Source organism: Halobacterium jilantaiense (genome assembly GCF_900110535.1).
GTDB classification, from domain to species: domain Archaea; phylum Halobacteriota; class Halobacteria; order Halobacteriales; family Halobacteriaceae; genus Halobacterium; species Halobacterium jilantaiense.
This window is the reverse complement of the sequence record NZ_FOJA01000001.1, coordinates 1,853,005-1,868,399: the sequence shown is the minus strand read 5'-3', so window position 1 is coordinate 1,868,399 and position 15,395 is coordinate 1,853,005. Positions and strand designations below refer to the sequence as shown.

Annotated in this window: 18 protein-coding genes; 9 read left to right on the top strand and 9 right to left on the bottom strand. The window is 70.2% G+C overall.

The features are described from left to right. The first annotated feature begins 40 nt into the window (after positions 1-40). The 3 genes from BMW35_RS09585 (at position 41) to BMW35_RS09575 (ending at position 4,589) form a co-directional block, all read left to right on the top strand. On the top strand, positions 41-1,225 hold the full coding sequence (locus BMW35_RS09585; RefSeq protein ID WP_089669222.1) for a twin-arginine translocase subunit TatC: 1,185 nt from the start codon (positions 41-43) through the stop codon (positions 1,223-1,225). A 126-nt stretch (positions 1,226-1,351) separates the two neighbouring features. Next, positions 1,352-3,370 carry an endonuclease MutS2 gene (locus BMW35_RS09580; RefSeq protein ID WP_089669221.1) on the top strand — a complete coding sequence of 673 codons (2,019 nt, stop codon included), beginning with the start codon at positions 1,352-1,354 and terminating at the stop codon, positions 3,368-3,370. Positions 3,371-3,464: 94 nt separating this feature from the next. Continuing rightward, on the top strand, positions 3,465-4,589 hold the full coding sequence (locus BMW35_RS09575) for an ORC1-type DNA replication protein (protein WP_089669220.1): 1,125 nt from the start codon (positions 3,465-3,467) through the stop codon (positions 4,587-4,589). A 16-nt stretch (positions 4,590-4,605) separates the two neighbouring features. Here BMW35_RS09575 and BMW35_RS09570 read toward each other — a convergent pair whose 3' ends face one another. Beyond that, the gene (locus BMW35_RS09570; protein WP_143052179.1) at positions 4,606-5,073 is read right to left on the bottom strand and encodes a DUF7504 family protein; all 468 of its coding nucleotides are present in this window, start codon (positions 5,071-5,073) and stop codon (positions 4,606-4,608) included. A 151-nt stretch (positions 5,074-5,224) separates the two neighbouring features. Between BMW35_RS09570 and rpiA the strand changes: the two genes are divergently transcribed. Continuing rightward, positions 5,225-5,899: a ribose-5-phosphate isomerase RpiA gene (gene rpiA / locus BMW35_RS09565; protein ID WP_089669218.1), complete on the top strand. Its 675-nt coding sequence runs from the start codon at positions 5,225-5,227 to the stop codon at positions 5,897-5,899. A 124-nt stretch (positions 5,900-6,023) separates the two neighbouring features. On the opposite strand, the gene BMW35_RS09560 is transcribed toward rpiA, so the two are convergent. Beyond that, positions 6,024-6,191 carry a DUF1931 family protein gene (locus BMW35_RS09560; protein WP_089669217.1) on the bottom strand — a complete coding sequence of 56 codons (168 nt, stop codon included), beginning with the start codon at positions 6,189-6,191 and terminating at the stop codon, positions 6,024-6,026. Between the two features lie 250 nt (positions 6,192-6,441). Here BMW35_RS09560 and BMW35_RS15625 point away from each other — a divergent pair, with 250 nt between their 5' ends. Both BMW35_RS15625 and BMW35_RS09550 read left to right on the top strand, forming a co-directional pair. Continuing rightward, entirely contained in the window at positions 6,442-6,591 is a 150-nt protein-coding gene (locus BMW35_RS15625; protein ID WP_177170814.1) for a DUF7563 family protein, read from the top strand. A gap of 38 nt (positions 6,592-6,629) precedes the next feature. Then, positions 6,630-6,863 carry a GIY-YIG nuclease family protein gene (locus BMW35_RS09550; protein ID WP_089669215.1) on the top strand — a complete coding sequence of 78 codons (234 nt, stop codon included), beginning with the start codon at positions 6,630-6,632 and terminating at the stop codon, positions 6,861-6,863. Between the two features lie 3 nt (positions 6,864-6,866). On the opposite strand, the gene BMW35_RS09545 is transcribed toward BMW35_RS09550, so the two are convergent. Beyond that, on the bottom strand, positions 6,867-7,445 hold the full coding sequence (locus BMW35_RS09545) for an NADPH-dependent FMN reductase (protein WP_089669214.1): 579 nt from the start codon (positions 7,443-7,445) through the stop codon (positions 6,867-6,869). A gap of 157 nt (positions 7,446-7,602) precedes the next feature. Between BMW35_RS09545 and BMW35_RS09540 the strand changes: the two genes are divergently transcribed. Beyond that, on the top strand, positions 7,603-8,973 hold the full coding sequence (locus BMW35_RS09540) for a phosphoglucomutase/phosphomannomutase family protein (protein ID WP_089669213.1): 1,371 nt from the start codon (positions 7,603-7,605) through the stop codon (positions 8,971-8,973). 15 nt (positions 8,974-8,988) lie between these two features. On the opposite strand, the gene BMW35_RS09535 is transcribed toward BMW35_RS09540, so the two are convergent. From BMW35_RS09535 to BMW35_RS09525, 3 genes are all read right to left on the bottom strand, one after another. Further along, positions 8,989-9,321 (bottom strand): GNAT family N-acetyltransferase, encoded by a 333-nt coding sequence (locus BMW35_RS09535; RefSeq protein WP_089670400.1) that lies wholly within the window; start codon positions 9,319-9,321, stop codon positions 8,989-8,991. Positions 9,322-9,382: 61 nt separating this feature from the next. Beyond that, positions 9,383-9,580 carry a ubiquitin-like small modifier protein SAMP2 gene (gene samp2 / locus BMW35_RS09530; protein WP_089669212.1) on the bottom strand — a complete coding sequence of 66 codons (198 nt, stop codon included), beginning with the start codon at positions 9,578-9,580 and terminating at the stop codon, positions 9,383-9,385. A 37-nt stretch (positions 9,581-9,617) separates the two neighbouring features. Continuing rightward, entirely contained in the window at positions 9,618-10,679 is a 1,062-nt protein-coding gene (locus tag BMW35_RS09525; RefSeq protein WP_089669211.1) for a bactofilin family protein, read from the bottom strand. Positions 10,680-10,910: 231 nt separating this feature from the next. Here BMW35_RS09525 and BMW35_RS09520 point away from each other — a divergent pair, with 231 nt between their 5' ends. Both BMW35_RS09520 and BMW35_RS09515 read left to right on the top strand, forming a co-directional pair. Next, positions 10,911-11,888 carry a replication factor C small subunit gene (locus tag BMW35_RS09520; protein ID WP_089669210.1) on the top strand — a complete coding sequence of 326 codons (978 nt, stop codon included), beginning with the start codon at positions 10,911-10,913 and terminating at the stop codon, positions 11,886-11,888. A gap of 62 nt (positions 11,889-11,950) precedes the next feature. After that, the gene (locus BMW35_RS09515; protein WP_089669209.1) at positions 11,951-12,244 is read left to right on the top strand and encodes a hypothetical protein; all 294 of its coding nucleotides are present in this window, start codon (positions 11,951-11,953) and stop codon (positions 12,242-12,244) included. On the opposite strand, the gene BMW35_RS09510 is transcribed toward BMW35_RS09515, so the two are convergent. The 3 genes from BMW35_RS09510 to BMW35_RS09500 all read right to left on the bottom strand — a co-directional run bounded on the left by BMW35_RS09510 (position 12,241) and on the right by BMW35_RS09500 (position 15,119). Then, entirely contained in the window at positions 12,241-12,720 is a 480-nt protein-coding gene (locus tag BMW35_RS09510; RefSeq protein ID WP_089669208.1) for a TspO/MBR family protein, read from the bottom strand. The genes BMW35_RS09515 and BMW35_RS09510 overlap by 4 nt on opposite strands. Positions 12,721-12,753: 33 nt before the next feature. After that, entirely contained in the window at positions 12,754-13,737 is a 984-nt protein-coding gene (locus BMW35_RS09505) for a glutathione S-transferase family protein (protein ID WP_089669207.1), read from the bottom strand. Positions 13,738-13,829: 92 nt separating this feature from the next. After that, a complete protein-coding gene (locus BMW35_RS09500; RefSeq protein WP_089669206.1) occupies positions 13,830-15,119 on the bottom strand; it encodes an outer membrane protein assembly factor BamB family protein in 1,290 nt (429 codons plus the stop codon). Between the last annotated feature and the right edge of the window lie 276 nt (positions 15,120-15,395).

Sequence of the window (15,395 nt, the reverse complement as noted above, 5' to 3'; positions counted from 1 at the left end):
AAGAAAGCCTATAACGGACCGGTCGACAAGAGCCACACGAATGGCCGAGGAATCGGACGGCGGACGCGACCTCGCCGGCGAGCGCCCGTCTCGCCCCGACTGGGAGAGCCTCCAGTCCGCCGTCCGCCGCGTCGACGAGTCGAGCGACGACGCGCCAGCCGCGTCAGCCGAGGAGTCGGCCGGTCCGACGCCAGCAGCACAGCGGGTCGACGACACCCCGAACCGGGTCGACTGGGACGACCTCGACACGGCCGTCGAGCGCGCCGACGACGGCGACAGCGGCGACGGCTGGGAGTGGGGCACCGACGACGGGGTGCCACCGGACCTCGCCGAGGGCGAGTCCCCGGCGACCGACCCGGAGCTGCTCGCCGACGACGACCACCAGTCGGACGGGCCGGCCGCCCACGAGGGAGACCGGCCGGCCGCCCCGGGCGAGGACGACAGCGTCATCACGGCCGACTCCGCACCGGAGCCTGCGGGCACCGGCGGCATGGGGATGAGCGCCCCGGAGACTGACGAGGAAGCGCCGCTCGCGGAGCACGTCGAGGAGATGATCAAGCGGCTCGCCATCGTCATCACCATCGCCGGCCTGGCGAGCGTCATCGTCTTTCCGCTCACCGAGTCACTCATCTCGACCATCTGGAACGGCGTGTTGCCGAGCGGAGAGGCCGTCGACCCCCGCATCTACCAGCCCCTCGAACTCCTCATCACCCAGTTGAAGGTCGCGAGCCTCGCCGGCCTCATCGTCGCGCTGCCCGCGTTCGTCTACGAGTCCTACGCGTTCATGCGGCCCGGGCTCTACCCGAACGAGCGGCGCTACTACCTCGCCTCGGTTCCGACGAGTCTGGTGCTCGCCGTGCTCGGTGTCGTGTTCGCGTTCTTCGTCGTGCTCCCGTACACGATGGACTACTTCGTCGGGTACACCAACCCGACCGCCGACGTGGCGTTCGCGCTCGGCACCACCTTCAATCTCATTCTGATGGTGATGGGGTATCTCGCGGTCGTCTTCCAGATTCCGCTGTTCATCATGCTCGCCATCATGCTCGGCGTCGTCACGCGACGCTGGCTGGAGGACCGCCGGCTGCTGTTCTGGGCGGCGTTCGCCGGCATCTCGGCCGCGACCGGTGCCATCGACCCGACCGGTGTCCTCCCGGTCATCGTCGCCGTCACGATGATTGTGCTGTTCGAAGGGACGCTCGCGCTGCTGCGGTGGACCGGGAACTGAACGGCACGTTTTGCGCTGCGGGGGTCGCCTCCGGCGCACCTCCTCGGCAAAAACGTGCGGGAAAGCACTCCTCACTCCCGCCGGTCCACGAAAACCCTTTCACCCAGGGCGCGTACACCTCGCCCGATGGAGTTAGAGGCGATTCCGGGCGTCGGGGCGAAGACCGCCGACGCGCTCCGGAGCCTAGACGACCCCGAGAGCGCGCTGGAACGCGGCGACGTGGCGGCCGTCGCGGGCGCGCCCGGCGTGACCGAGGGGCGGGCTGCTCGCATCGTGCGGAACGCGATTCGGGCGCGCCACGACGACCCCGGGGGGTTCCTGGCGACCGACCGCGCAACGGAGATTCACGAGCGCGTGCTCTCGCTGCTGCAGGACCGTGCCGTCACCGGGTACGCCCGCCAGCGACTGCGCACGTTCTACCCGAGCGCGGCCGACTCCCGCATCCGGGAGGTCAACGAGTTCGCGGAGCGCGCGGTCGAGCGCGACCCCGACCCCGCCGTCGTCGAGGCGCTGGACGGCGTCGAGCCGCTGTCGCGGCCGGCCGGGCTCTCCGTCCGCGACCGGTGTCTGGCGACGACGGACGCAGAGACGTACAGCGAGGCCCAGGACGTGTTCCCGGAACTCTCCGTGGAAGTCGTCGAGGACGCCCGGGGACTGGCGGACCTCGCCCGCGGGTACTCGACGGTCGTGGCGCTCGACGAGGCGTTTGTCGGCGTGGAAGTCGACGGCGACGTCAGGGTGGAGCCGGACGCCCTCGACCGACCAGAGGAGGTCGTGCCCGAGCGCGTGCTATCGTTCTTCGCGACGAACCGCGACCGCATCCGGGCGGCCGTCGAGGTCCACGAGGCCGCGGGCCTGGAGACGGACGTCGACCTCGGAGAGCTGGACGACGCGCTCGCGCAACTGGAGGGTGACGGCTCTGTCGCCGGCGACGACGAGCTCGACCGGCTGACGGTCGCCGTGAACGATTTGGACGCCGCGGTCGGCACGGCCGAGTCGGTCGCCAACGACCGGCTGCGGGAAGCCATCCAGGAGCAGGACGTCACCATCGAGGGCGCGGACCTCCTGAGCCTCGTGGAGCGCGGCGCGGGCGTCGACAGCCTCCTGAGCCGGGAGCTCGCCGACGAGTACGCCGACGCGGTGGCGGCCGCCCGCGACCATCTCGTGGACAGCCTCGACCTCGACGGCAGTGAAGTGGACATCGCGCAGCGCGCGTTCCCCGACGAGCCGACGTTCCCAGTCGACCGCGACGAGGAGGCCGTCTCCCGGCTCCGCGAGGAGCTGACGGCGGCCCGGGACCGCCGGGCGGCCGAGCGCAAGCGCGACCTCGCCGCGACGCTCGCGGACCTCCGAGAGCCGACCAGAGGGCTCGTGAACGACGCGCTCGACCTGGACGTCGAACTCGCCGTCGCGCGGTTCGCCGAGGACTTCGACTGCGTGCTCGCGGAGCGCGGCGGCCGCGGCTTCGCCATCGAGGGCGGCCGCAGCCCGCTACTGGACGTCGCGTTCGAGGACGTCGACCCCGTGGACTACGGCGTCGACGGCGTGGCGCTGCTCTCGGGCGTGAACTCCGGCGGGAAGACGAGCACCCTCGACCTGGTGGCGGTCGTCGTCGTGCTCGCACACATGGGCCTCCCGGTCCCGGCTGAGTCCGCCCGAGTCCCCGAAATCGAGGAGCTACACTACTACGCGAAGACCCAGGGGACGCTCGACGCGGGGGCGTTCGAGGCGACGCTCCGTGACTTCGCGGGACTCACCGAGGGAGCGAGCAGCCGGCTGGTGCTCGTCGACGAACTGGAGTCAATCACCGAGCCCGGCGCGTCCGCGAAGATCATCGCCGGCATCCTCGAAGAACTCCACGAGGCGGGGGCGTCGGGCGTGTTCGTCTCCCACCTCGCCGGCGAGATTCGGGACCAGTGCGGGTTCGCCGTGACCGTCGACGGCATCCGCGCGGAGGGCCTGGAGGGCGGCGAACTCGTCGTGGAGCGCTCGCCCGTGAAAGACCACCTTGCACGGTCGACACCGGAACTCATCGTCGAGAAGCTCGCCGACGAGTCCAGCGGGAGCGCGGGCGCGGCGGCCGACGGCCGGAGCGACGGGGCGTCGGGCTCGGGGTTCTACGGCCGGCTGCTGGAGAAGTTCTAGTCGGCCGAGTGCGCCTCGGGAGCGCCCGACCTGCTGGCGGCCGCGAACACGCCCGTGGGAACGGTTAAGTGGCTGCCCGGGCGTGGTGAAAGTGATGGACGAGGACCCCGAGGAGGGGATGCTGGGCTGGGACGAGACCGTGTTCCGGGACGAGCACGTCTTCGAGATCGACTACGTCCCGGAGGTGTTCCGGCACCGCGAGTCCCAGCTCCAGACCCTGCAGTACGCGCTCCGCCCCGCAGTCCGGGGGTCCCGCCCGCTGAACGTGATGGTCCGGGGGCCGCCGGGCACCGGGAAGACGACCGCCGTCCAGAAGCTGTTCGGCGAGCTGGGCGGCCAGCCCGGGGTGCGGACGGTGCGCGTAAACTGTCAGGTCGACTCCACGCGGTACGCCGTCTTCTCGCGGGTGTTCCAGGAGATATTCGAGTACGAGCCGCCGTCGTCGGGCATCTCGTTCAAGAAGCTGTTCGGGCAGGTGGCCGAGCGCATCGCGGACGACGACGAGGTGCTCGTGGTGGCCTTGGACGACGTGAACTACCTGTTCTACGAGGACGAGGCCAGCGACACGCTGTACTCGCTGCTGCGGGCGCACGAGACCCACGCCGGCGCGAAGGTCGGCGTCATCGTGATATCGTCGGACCTCGACCTCGACGTCATCGAGGACCTCGACGGCCGCGTGCAGTCCGTGTTCCGGCCGGAGGAGGCGTACTTCTCGGCGTACGACCGGTCGGAGATTACGGACATCCTCCGGGACCGCATCGAGGTGGGGTTCCGGGAGGACGCCGTACCGACGCCGGTGCTCGACGAGGTGAGCGAACTCACCGACGAGGCGGGCGACCTCCGGGTCGGCATCGACCTGCTGCGGCGGGCCGGCCTGCACGCCGAGTCCCGCGCGAGCAAGACCGTCGAAGTCGAGGACGTCGAAGCGGTCTACGAGGAGGCCAAGCACGTCCACCTCTCCCGGAATCTGCGGGCGCTATCGGACAACGAGCGCGCGCTCGTGGAGACGGTCGCGGACCGCGACGGCGACCAGGCGGGCGACGTCTACGACGCGTTCAACGACCGCACGGACCTGGGGTACACGCGGTACACGGAGATCGTGAACAAGCTCGACAAGCTCGGGCTCATCGACGCCGAGTACGAGCAACTGGAGGGCCGCGGCCGGTCCCGGACCCTGCGGCTGACGCACGACCCCGAGGCGGTCAAGGAGCGGCTCTGAGCCCGACTCCTCTTCTTCAGTGCGGCGTCGTCGACTCGAAGAACACCTCGCCGTGGGAGAGGACGTCCTCGCAGTCGTGGCAGTGCAGCGTCCCGCCGGCGGCGGCGACGCGACCGGCGACGACGGCGAGCCAGCGCTCTGTCGCGCGGTCGCTGGCGTACTCGCGGACGGGGTCGAGCGTGTCGACGCAGACGGCGGGGGTCGCCGCGTCCGGAGTGGTGCGGAGGAACTCCTCGACTGCGGCGGCAATCGTCGTGAGACTGCCGGGGTCGGCAATCGTGCGCACGCAGTCGGGGTGGGGGTAGGTGGCGACGAACGAGGGGCGGACGGTGGCGTCGCAGTCGGCGAGCCACTCGCGGGGGGTGTCGTCGAGCGTGACGACGAGCGCGTCGTCGGCTCGCGCGAGCCGGCGTCCGCAGGAGCCGGCGTCTGCGAGCGCGTCGCGGGCACCCCGCATCACCAGCGGCTCCCGCGTGGAGGTCATTGTATTCGGTCGACAGACACCCCACCACCTTCGGTAATTGGGCGTTAACCCTCGGACGCGCACCACAATCACCCGGATAGTGCGGCGTGAACGCGGTCAGAGTGCCCCTGACGGATGGGGCTTTTTGCCGGCCGGCGACCGAGTGGGCTGCATGAAACAGTCCGGCGGCAGCGAGGAGCAGAAGCGGCGGGCGGGCGAGGCCGCCGCAGACGAGGTCGAGGACGGGATGGTCGTCGGCCTCGGGACGGGGAGCACGGCAGCGCACGCTATCCGCGCGCTCGGTGAGCGCGGCGTCGAGGTCGAGGGCGTGCCGACGTCGTTCGAGTCCAGGCAGCGCGCCGTCGACGCTGGCATCCCGCTGACGAGCCTCGACGAGTCGAGCGTGGACCTCGCCATCGATGGTGCCGACCAGGTGGCCGGCGACGCGCTCGTGAAGGGCGGCGGGGCGGCCCACGCCCGAGAGAAGTACGTGGACGCGAGCGCCGACCGGTTCGTCGTCGTGGCCGACCCGTCGAAGGAGGCCGACGCGCTCGACGCCGCGATTCCGGTGGCAGTGCTGCCGGACGCCCGGCCGGTCGTCGCCGAGCGCGTCGGAGGGCTGGGCGGGGAGCCGACGCTGCGGGCCGCCGAGCGCAAGGACGGGCCGGTGGTGACAGACGACGGTGCTCTCGTGCTGGACTGCGAGTTCGGGCGTATCGAGAACCCCGGCGAACTGGCGACCGCTCTCTGCGGGATTCCGGGCGTCGTCGAGCACGGACTGTTCGTGGACCTCGCCGACGCCGTCTACGTCGGAACGGCCGACGGCGTCCGCGTGACCGAACTGTAGCCGGTGGTAGCGAGGGAGGCCGGACCGAGTGGGTGGTCAGCGATGGGACTGACCGAGTGCGAATCCTGCCGACCGGGAGTCGCGTCGCTGGCCGGCTGGAAAATACTGAGAAGGGTCGCCGTCGTTACAGGTCGCGCGGCTGAACGGTCTTGCGACCGTTGGACTCTGCACGCTCGGCGGCGTCGGCGAGGAGCTCGTCGACTTCGTCGTCGAGCGCCTCGTAGAAGTCGGAGGCAACGTTCTTGTCGTCGAGTGCTTCCTTCACTGCGGCCTTGACGATGAGGTCTGCCATACACCCCGGCTTTTCGCTGCCCTGCTTATAAGGCTTCCCATAATCGGGCGCGTAACGGCCCGGTCACGGCTTGTGCATGCCGAACTCTGCGTTACCAATACCCGTTGCAGGTGAAACGAAGGGGGTGAAGCAGCCCGCGACCGCTCCGAACTCAGATTCGGTCTGGGTGAAACTATGTTCCAATTTGGGAAAACTGCTTTATTTCCATGCGATGTATACTCATAGTGCCGGCGTCCAGTCGGCACCCCCTATGCCCCGTTGCACCCACTGCGATGGCCACGTCTCCGATGACTTCGTCCGCGTCTTCGCGGCCGAAGACGGACAGGTGCGTGCGTGTCCGAACTGCGCGGCAAACGCGGGCATCGCCGAGGTGTCCCGCGACCGGGGACGGAAGGCCTGACCGAAAGAACAGTACCGGCCCGAACACTCGTCTCTTCTGTGCACCACGTGTACGTCGTCGAGTGTAGCGACGGCACCTACTACACGGGCTACACCACGGACGTCGAGCGACGGGTCGCCGAACACGACGCCGGCGAGGGCGCGAAGTACACCCGCGGCCGCACCCCGGTCGAACTCGTCCACACCGAGTCCTTCGAGTCGAAGTCGGCCGCGATGTCCCGGGAGTACGAGATCAAGCAGCTCTCGCGGACGGAGAAGGAAGCGCTGTTCTGACGGTCAGTCGTCGCCGGCAGCCGCCGACCCCGACACAGCCATCCGGCGACGAGCGGCGGCGACCACGTCCTCGGCGACATCGTCGATGCGGTCGGCGATGTCCGGGTCCGCGACGGTCCCGTCGTCGTCGAAGTTGTCGCTGGCGTTCCGGATGCCGACCTGCCCGGGAATCACGTCGGCGTGGACGCCCCGGAGCGTGATTCGCATGTGGTCCATCGTGGACGCGATGGTGCCACCGCCGGCGACGACGAGGATGCCGACGACGGTGTCCTCGTACTCGTCGAAGCTGCAGTAATCGTGGAAGTTCCGGAACGTCGATGAGTAGCTCCCGTGATAGACCGGAGAGCCGACGATGACGGCGTCGGCCCGGCGAACGCGCTCCATGAGGGCAGCGGCGTCGCCGGAGTCTGCGGTGCTGCGGTCGGGGTTGTACAGCGGGAGGTCGACGGCCCCGAGGTCGACGAGGTCCGTCTCGGCACCGGCCGCTTCGGCGGCCGAGAGCGCGCGGCGGACGCCTTTCAGGGTGTAGCTGCCGTCGCGGCGGCTGCCGGAGACGCCGACGACGAGCGGGGTGGCGGTCATCGCCCTAGTGTTGGGCCTCCTGTCGTAAGTTCAGCGCGGTCTTCGACCGGAGTTCCGGCGGTTCGTTTCAGTCCAGTCACCGCTATGTAGCGGCAACACAACCCGGTTCGTCCGCCCGACCACAGCGCCTTTGGGGAATCACAGCGACGATTCGGGTATGGACGCCATCAGCTTCGGGACGGACGGCTGGCGGGCGACGCTCGACGAGTTCACGAGCGAGCGCGTGCGCATCGTCGCCCAGGGGACCGCCGACTACCTCGCGGACGCCGGCCACGCGGGCGAGACGGTCGCCGTCGGGTACGACGCCCGCGCGACCTCCCGCGGGTTCGCCGAGGACGTCGCAGACGTGCTTGCGACCAACGGCTTCGACGTGGTCCTCCCGGAGCGGGACTGCCCGACTCCGGCGGTCTCCCACGCCATCGTGGAGCGCGACCTCGCCGGTGCACTCGTCATCACGGCCTCCCACAACCCCCCGGAGTACAACGGCGTGAAGTTCATCCCGGGGGACGGCGCGAGCGCCCTGCCCGAAGTCACGGAGGGCATCGTGGCGCACCTCGCAGAGCCAGTCGAGGGCGAGCAGACCGGCGAGATTCGGGCGGTCGACTTCGCCGGCCCGCACGTCGCGCAGTGCCGGGACCTCGTGGACGCCGACCTCTCCGGCCTCACTGTCGTCTACGACGCGATGCACGGGAGCGGGCGCGGCGTCACCGACGACGCCCTCGAAGCGGCTGGCGCGGACGTCGTTCGGCGGCGCTGCACGCAGGACGCCGAGTTCGGCGGCACGCCCCCGGAGCCGACGCCCGAACACCTCGCGGAGCTGGCCGACGCCGTCCGCGAGCACGACGCCGACCTCGGCATCGCGAACGACGGCGACGCCGACCGAGTCGCGGCCGTCACGCCCGAGCGCGGCGTCCTCGACGGGAACTGGTTCTACGTCTTGGCATACGACTACCTCCTCGAATCAGACGCTGGTCCGGCAGTTCGGACCGTCTCCACGACGTTCCACGTGGACAAGCTCGCCGAGTCCCGGGACTGCGAGGTCGTGGAGGTCCCGGTCGGCTTCAAGTGGGTGGCCGAAGCCGTCGGCGAACACGACGCCCTGTTCGGCGGCGAGGAGTCCGGCGGGTACACGATGCGCGGCCACGTCCGCCAGAAGGACGGCGTGTTGATGGCGCTGCTCGCCGCTGCCGCCGCGAGCGAGACCGGCCTCGACGAACGCATCGACGCCATCGAGGCCGCCCACGGCGAGATTCACCAGGACAAGGTGAGCGTCGACTGCCCGGACGACCGCAAGCAGGCCGTCCTCGCCGACCTCGCCGAGGCACTCCCCGACTCGGTCGCGGGCGTGAGCGTCGAGGAGGTCAACGACACGGACGGCTTCAAGATTCTGCTCGCGGACGGCTCGTGGCTGCTCGTGCGCCCCTCGGGCACGGAGCCGAAGATGCGGGTGTACGCCGAAGCCGGCAGCAGCGACCGCGTCGGCGCGCTCCTCGACGCCGGCCGCGACCTGGTCGAACCACTCGTCTGAGACCGCCCTTTCCAGTTATCCCAGCGTGCCCCGGTAGCGTTCGCCGCGGCGCTCGCAGTCGAAGCCCAGCGCGTCGTAGAACGGTTTCACGCCGGGGTCGAAGTCGGCCGTGACGGGACGCCAGCGGGCCACCGCGGCACCGACGAGCCGCGAGCCGATGCCCTGCCCGCGGCGGCGACGCCGGACCGCGATGGCTTCCACGTGCATCCCCGTCCCGTCCCGTGGGACGCCGAGGAGCGCGCCGACGATGCGGTTGGCGTCGTCGGCGACGAGCACGGTGCCGGCGTCGATGCGGTCCTCGACGACGCTCGCGTCGACTGCGAGGTTGGCACCGTCGAGCACCCGCATCACGCCGAGGTGGTCCCGGGAGCCGGCGGGCCGGACTGCGAGGTCGCTCGCGGCCGCCACGCTACCCGCCCTGAATGAGTCGCAGCACCCGGACGTGGTCGGCGTCGACCGGCTGGTCCTCCGGGACCGGCGTCCCGTCGACCATCACGGACACCTCGTGGGGACTCAGGTCGAGGTCCGCGAGGAGGTCGGCGTACGTCTCGTCGGTCACGTCGAACTCCCGGGTCTCCCCGCCGACCACCTCCACGGTCACGCGCATACCGGCAGTTGCCCGCCGACGCCCTTCAGCCCCGCGGTCAGGCCGCCGCGGTGTCGGTGTCGTCGCTGCGGCGACGCCGAACGTGCCGCCAGCCGGCGGTCGCGAGCGCGCCGAGCCCGAGCAGGAGCACGACGAACTCCACGATGCCGCCGACGAACGGGACCCGGCCGACCGCGAACACGGCGAGCACGCCGACGAGCAGCGCCACCCACCGGTTCTCGAAGTCCGCCAGCGACAGCAGCCACGCGCCGACCGCGTACTCGCCGAGCACGAACCCGACGAGCAACAGCAACACGTAGACGAACAGCCACAGCAGCGCGAGCGGGATGCCGACGACGGTCAGCAGGAGCGCGATGAATAGCGCGGGGCCCGCGATGAGCGCGACCAGACCCGCGCCCGCCGTTCTGGCGGGCTGTTCGCGGCTGTCGAAGCCGGCCGCGGCGGCGACGCCGGGCGCGAGCAGCAAGAGGATGGCACCGAAGACGAACGTCAGCGCGAGGCTGTACGCGGTGAACAGCCATTCCGCGACCCCCGTCAGCCCCTGAAATTCGGCTCCGGAGAGGCTGGGGTCCTCGCGGACCTCGCCGTCGACAGTCGCGCCGTCGGCTCGTTCGAGGTCGCCGTCGTAGACGAAGTCGCCGCCGACCGACGCCGTCGACCCGAGCAGGATGGAGCCGGCCCCGACCCGGACCGTGCCGTCGACGCGGCCGTCGAGGCTGAACGACCCCGCGCCGGTGTCGACGTCGCCGCCGATGGTGGCCGACTCCGCGATGTCGATGCTCCCACCGGCGATTTCGACGTCTTCGCCGACTGTCCCGGCGATGGTGATGCTGCCGGCCGCGCCCTGTACGTCGCCGGTGACGGTCCCCGACTCTTCGACGACGACCGTCCCCGCGAACGCCTGGAGGTCGCCGTCGACGGTCCCGCGGACGAGGACGGTGCCGCCGACGGCCTGAAGGTCCTCGTCGACCGTCTCACCCGCCTCGACGACCATGGTGCCGCCGGTTCGTTCCTCGGCCGCCGCCACGCCCGACAGCACGGGCAGCGCGGCGACCAGTACGAGCGCGAGCGCGACGGCGCGGAGCTGCGTTCTGTCCATGGTCGGAGTGTCAACGCCGCCCGCCTTAAACGTGTACGTGAGTTGATTTATCGGTCGTCGGACGCTCGGTCGCGCCTCGCGGGTCGCTCCGCTCCCCCGCTCGTCCACTCCGAGGCTCTCACCCACGTCTCGCGGCTCACTCCGTTCACCGCTCGCAATCCCGAGACCCTCGTTCGCTGCGCTCGCTCGGGTCTCGCACTGTTTAAGTCGAACACGCTCCTGTCTCCGGGCATGGCAGACGCCGCCGGCGGACGGCAGGAAATCTGGGTCGAGAAGTATCGACCGGAGCGCCTCGAAGACGTCGTCGGGCACCCCGACATCACGGAGCGCCTGCAGAGCTACGTCGACCGCGACGACCTCCCGCACCTCCTGTTCGCGGGCCCGGCGGGCACCGGGAAGACGGCGTCGGCGGTCTCCATCGCGAAGGAGATCTACGGCGGCGACTGGCAGGACAACTTCCTCGAACTGAACGCCAGCGACCAGCGCGGCATCGACGTCGTCCGGGACCGCATCAAGGACTTCGCGCGGTCGTCGTTCGGCGGCCACGACTACCGCGTCATCTTCCTCGACGAGGCGGACGCGCTCACCGACGACGCCCAGTCCGCGCTCCGCCGGACGATGGAGCAGTTCTCGAACAACACGCGGTTCATCCTCTCCTGTAACTACTCCTCGAAGATCATCGACCCCATCCAGTCCCGGTGTGCGGTGTTCCGGTTCGCGCAACTCGGCGACGACGCGGTCGCCGACCACCTCCGCACCATCGCGGAAGAAGAGGGACTCGACTACACGTCGGACGGCATCGACGCGCTCGTGTACGCCGCCGACGGCGACATGCGGCGCGCCATCAACGCCCTGCAGGCGGCCTCCGCGACCGGCGAAATCGTCGACGAGGAAACCGTCTACGCCATCACGGCGACCGCCCGCCCCGAAGAGATAGAGGACATGGTCACGGAGGCGCTCGGCGGCGACTTCACGGCCGCGCGCGCCACCCTCGACGACCTGCTCACGAATCGCGGGCTCGCGGGCGGCGACATCATCGACCAGATTCACCGCTCCGTCTGGAGCTTCGACGTGGAGGAGGCCGCCGCCGTCCGGCTGCTCGACCGGCTCGGCGAGGCCGACTACCGTATCGCCGAGGGCGCGAACGAGCGCGTCCAGCTCGAAGCCCTGCTCGCTTCGGTCGCGCTGAACGCCGAGGCGTCGGCATAACCGCGGACCCGGCCGCCGGCGAGTAACAGCACCTTCTTCAGCGCGCGGACGAACGCTCGCGCATGGTAGACCTCACTGACTTCCAAGAGGACGCCGTCGAGATGATCAGCGCGGACGAGGAGTCCCCGACGGCAGTCATCCAGATGGGCGACGAGGGCGGCGCGAACATGCTGCTCAACGACGGGAAGTTCGCCACGCAGGGCCCGAACCCCCAGTTCGACCTACTCGCGGCGTACGTCCTCCACCTCGCGAACGAGAACGACCTCGACGTCGGCGAGGTGTTCGAGGCCGTCGACGAGCGCCTCGAACTCTGGAGCGAGGAAGGCGGCATCCAGGTCGGTCACGAGCAGCGCTAGTTCAGCGTCCAGAAGCCGTAGTTGAGGACGGCGGCGAAGCTCACCCACGCGAGGTACGGGACGAGCAGGTAGCCCGCCGCGCGGCGCACGCGGACGAACGCCGCGAGCGTCGCGACGATGAGCAGCCAGAGCCCGGTGATGACGGCGAGCCCGCCCGTGATGTTCTGGTCGCCGAAGAAGACGAGCGTCCACGCGACGTTCAGGACGTACTGTGCGACGAACAGCCCGAACGCGACGGTTCGCTGTCGGCCCTCGCCGTCCCGGAGAACGAGGTAGGCGGCGACGCCGAGCGCGGCGAACAGCGCGGTCCACACGGGGCCGAACACCCAGTTCGGCGGCGCGAACGCCGGCTGGGCGAGCGAGTCGTACCACGTTCCGGAGCCGGTGGCGGTGACGAGCGCGGGGGACGCGCCGACGGCCTCGCAGACGAGGACGGCGAGCGCGAGACCCGGGAGGTCGTCGCGGGAGAGGTCCATGCGACCGGAGACGGCTGGCGCGCGGAAAACTGTTCAGTCCAGCAGCGCCTCGGGCGGGCCGCCGGGCAGTTCGTCGCGGTCGTGGGGCGCGGAGAAGTCCGGGTTCGGGCCCGTGGCGACGAGCCGCTTCGGGTTGAGCTGGCCGTGGCTCCGGTAGTAGTGGTTCTTCACGTGGTCCATGTCGAGGGTGTCCGCGACGCCGGGGAGCTGGCAGAGCTCCCGGAGGTACGGCCAGAGGCTGTCGTACTCCGCAATCTGGCGGCGGTTGCACTTAAAGTGCGTGTGGTAGACCTCGTCGAAGCGGTAGAGCGTGGTGAACATCGCGACGTCCGCGAGCGTGAGGCGGTCGCCAGCGAGGTACCGCTGGTCGGCGAGCAGGTCGTCGTAGCGCGCGAGCGCCGAGAACAGGTCGTCGACGGCGTTCTCGTAGGCGCGCTGGGTGTCCGCGAACCCGGCGCGGTAGACACCGTTGTTGATGGGGTCGTAGATGTCCTCGATGCGGTGGTCGATTTCGTCCCGGTAGCCCTCCGGGTAGAGGTCCACGTCGCGGGCCGCGAGGTCGTCGAACGCGCCGTCGAACATCCGCATGATCTCCTCGCTCTCGTTGTTCACGATGGTGTCCGTCTCGGTGTCGAACAGCACCGGCACCGTCACGCGGCCCGAGTACTCGGAGTCAGCCTCGGTGTACACGTCCCGAAGGTAGTCGTGACCGAACAGGTGGTCCGGCGTCGACCCGGGTTTCTCCGCGTCGAACTCCCAGCCCTGGTCGTACCGGACGGGGTCGACGACGCTCACCGAGACGGCGTCCTCCAGCCCCTTCAGCGCCCGCACGAGGAGGGTGCGGTGTGCCCACGGGCACGCGTACGAAACGTAGAGGTGGTAGCGTCCGGACTCGGCCGGCACGTCCTCGCCGACCCAGTCACGGAAGCTCGTCTCCTCGCGCTCGAACTCGCCGTCCTCGCCGTGGTCTATCATCTCCTCGTCCGTGTGCCACTCGCCGTCGACCATTCTGCCCATACCCCCGGCTACACGAGCCGAGGGTAAAGTACCGCGGGCGACAGCCGGCCTCGCCACTTCGCTCCGCGACGGGCGGGCGAGTCGCCGCCGGGCTACGTGTAGGCACGGACGTAGTTGTCGTATCGGGCACCCATCTGGTCCTTGATGCAGACGCCGACGAACAGGGCGTCGCCGGCCGCGACGGGCGCGCCGTACGCCCCGTGGTACTCGTCGACCGGGAGGTCGAAGCGCACGTCGCCGGTCGCCGTGTCGAGCGCGAACAGCGGTTCGCCGCCGACGTAGAGCGTGTCGTCGGCGACGGTCGCGCCCGTCATCTGGGTGCGCTCGCTGCCGGCGCGCCACGCCTCCTCGCCGCCCGCGTCCAGCGCGACCACGTCGCCCACCGTCACGACGAACAGCCGGTCGTCGGCGTGCGTCGGCCGCGAGTATATCGACGCACCAGTGTCGGCGGTCCACGCGGTGTCGCCGGCGAGCGTGAACGCGTGGACAGTGCCGTCGCGGGCTGCGGCGAACACGCGGTCGCCGGTCACGACCGGTGCCACGTCGAGCGCACCGGGCGTGCCGACCGACCACGCCACGCTCCCGTCGCTGGCGTCGAGCGCGTACAGTCGGCCGCTCGTCGACCCGTCGCCACCGGTCAGGGTCGCGGTCACGTAGACGACACCGTCGGCGTGCGCCGGGGTGCCGGTGACGGAACTCCGGTCGGCGTCAGGGACGTCGAACCGCCAGCCGCGGTCCCCGGACTCCGGGTCGAGCGCGCGGACGTACCCCGCGCCGTTCTCCTTGGCGGCGACGTACAGCCGGCTGCCGTCGTGGGCGACCGTCGACGTCGCCGGCACCGACGTCGACCACAGCTTCCCACCGGAGCTGGCGCTGAGCGCCTGCACGGCCCCCGACGCGCCGGTGTCGACGCCAGCCCCCTGCTTCGAGACGGTGTACAGCGTCCCGTCTCGGTGGGTGGGCGCGAAGTGGTGTGCCATCCCGCCGAGGTAGGTCTTCCACTCGTCCTCGCCGGTGGCCGCGTCGAACGCCCACATCGTCTGCTTGCTCCCGACGAACAGCCGGCCGTCCGCGACCGCCGGCTCGCGGAGCGTGTAGATGCCGTCGACGCCCGACTCCCAGACGGAGACGGCGGTGTCGCCGACCGACGACGCGTCGGGGTTGTAGCCCGTGTGTCCGCCGTCGTAGCCGTAGGTCGCCCACCGGTCGTCGCCGGACAGCGACAGGTCCGGGTCTGGCGCGTCGCTGTCGCTCTCGCTCGACCGGGAGCGCGTCGTCGACTGCGTGGTCTTCGTCGGCGCGGTACAGCCCGCTGCGGCCGTCGCGGCGGCCGCGCCGACGCTGGTGAGGAGGGCGCGTCGGGAGCATCGTCGGGAACCCATTGCCCCACGGTTGGCACACTGGCGTCGTAAGCGTGTCGGACGTTGACAGGCACCGATTCGGGGTCGCCGTTCGCACTATTCGAGACCCTGACGGCGTCTCGCAACTCACGGCGCTACCGCGCCATTCGCCCGTTCGGAGACGCCTCGCGGCGCTCGGCGTCTCGCGGCTCACGCATCGCTTCGCTCCGCGTTCGCGTGTACCGAGACGGCGCGTTCGCGATGCTCACGCGCCGTCTCGCGCTCCCGGAACTGTTTTACTCACTCGTCGGCACCCTA

What these genes read in the sequence shown, in the direction of transcription:
- BMW35_RS09585 (WP_089669222.1), top strand. Translation starts at nt 41, where the DNA reads ATGGCCGAGGAATCGGACGGCGGACGCGACCTCGCCGGCGAGCGCCCG.
- BMW35_RS09580 (WP_089669221.1), top strand. Translation starts at nt 1,352, where the DNA reads ATGGAGTTAGAGGCGATTCCGGGCGTCGGGGCGAAGACCGCCGACGCG.
- BMW35_RS09575 (WP_089669220.1), top strand. Translation starts at nt 3,465, where the DNA reads ATGGACGAGGACCCCGAGGAGGGGATGCTGGGCTGGGACGAGACCGTG.
- BMW35_RS09570 (WP_143052179.1), bottom strand. Translation starts at nt 5,073, where the DNA reads ATGACCTCCACGCGGGAGCCGCTGGTGATGCGGGGTGCCCGCGACGCG.
- rpiA (WP_089669218.1), top strand. Translation starts at nt 5,225, where the DNA reads ATGAAACAGTCCGGCGGCAGCGAGGAGCAGAAGCGGCGGGCGGGCGAG.
- BMW35_RS09560 (WP_089669217.1), bottom strand. Translation starts at nt 6,191, where the DNA reads ATGGCAGACCTCATCGTCAAGGCCGCAGTGAAGGAAGCACTCGACGAC.
- BMW35_RS15625 (WP_177170814.1), top strand. Translation starts at nt 6,442, where the DNA reads ATGCCCCGTTGCACCCACTGCGATGGCCACGTCTCCGATGACTTCGTC.
- BMW35_RS09545 (WP_089669214.1), bottom strand. Translation starts at nt 7,445, where the DNA reads ATGACCGCCACCCCGCTCGTCGTCGGCGTCTCCGGCAGCCGCCGCGAC.
- BMW35_RS09540 (WP_089669213.1), top strand. Translation starts at nt 7,603, where the DNA reads ATGGACGCCATCAGCTTCGGGACGGACGGCTGGCGGGCGACGCTCGAC.
- BMW35_RS09535 (WP_089670400.1), bottom strand. Translation starts at nt 9,321, where the DNA reads ATGCGGGTGCTCGACGGTGCCAACCTCGCAGTCGACGCGAGCGTCGTC.
- samp2 (WP_089669212.1), bottom strand. Translation starts at nt 9,580, where the DNA reads ATGCGCGTGACCGTGGAGGTGGTCGGCGGGGAGACCCGGGAGTTCGAC.
- BMW35_RS09525 (WP_089669211.1), bottom strand. Translation starts at nt 10,679, where the DNA reads ATGGACAGAACGCAGCTCCGCGCCGTCGCGCTCGCGCTCGTACTGGTC.
- BMW35_RS09520 (WP_089669210.1), top strand. Translation starts at nt 10,911, where the DNA reads ATGGCAGACGCCGCCGGCGGACGGCAGGAAATCTGGGTCGAGAAGTAT.
- BMW35_RS09515 (WP_089669209.1), top strand. Translation starts at nt 11,951, where the DNA reads ATGGTAGACCTCACTGACTTCCAAGAGGACGCCGTCGAGATGATCAGC.
- BMW35_RS09510 (WP_089669208.1), bottom strand. Translation starts at nt 12,720, where the DNA reads ATGGACCTCTCCCGCGACGACCTCCCGGGTCTCGCGCTCGCCGTCCTC.
- BMW35_RS09505 (WP_089669207.1), bottom strand. Translation starts at nt 13,737, where the DNA reads ATGGGCAGAATGGTCGACGGCGAGTGGCACACGGACGAGGAGATGATA.
- BMW35_RS09500 (WP_089669206.1), bottom strand. Translation starts at nt 15,119, where the DNA reads ATGGGTTCCCGACGATGCTCCCGACGCGCCCTCCTCACCAGCGTCGGC.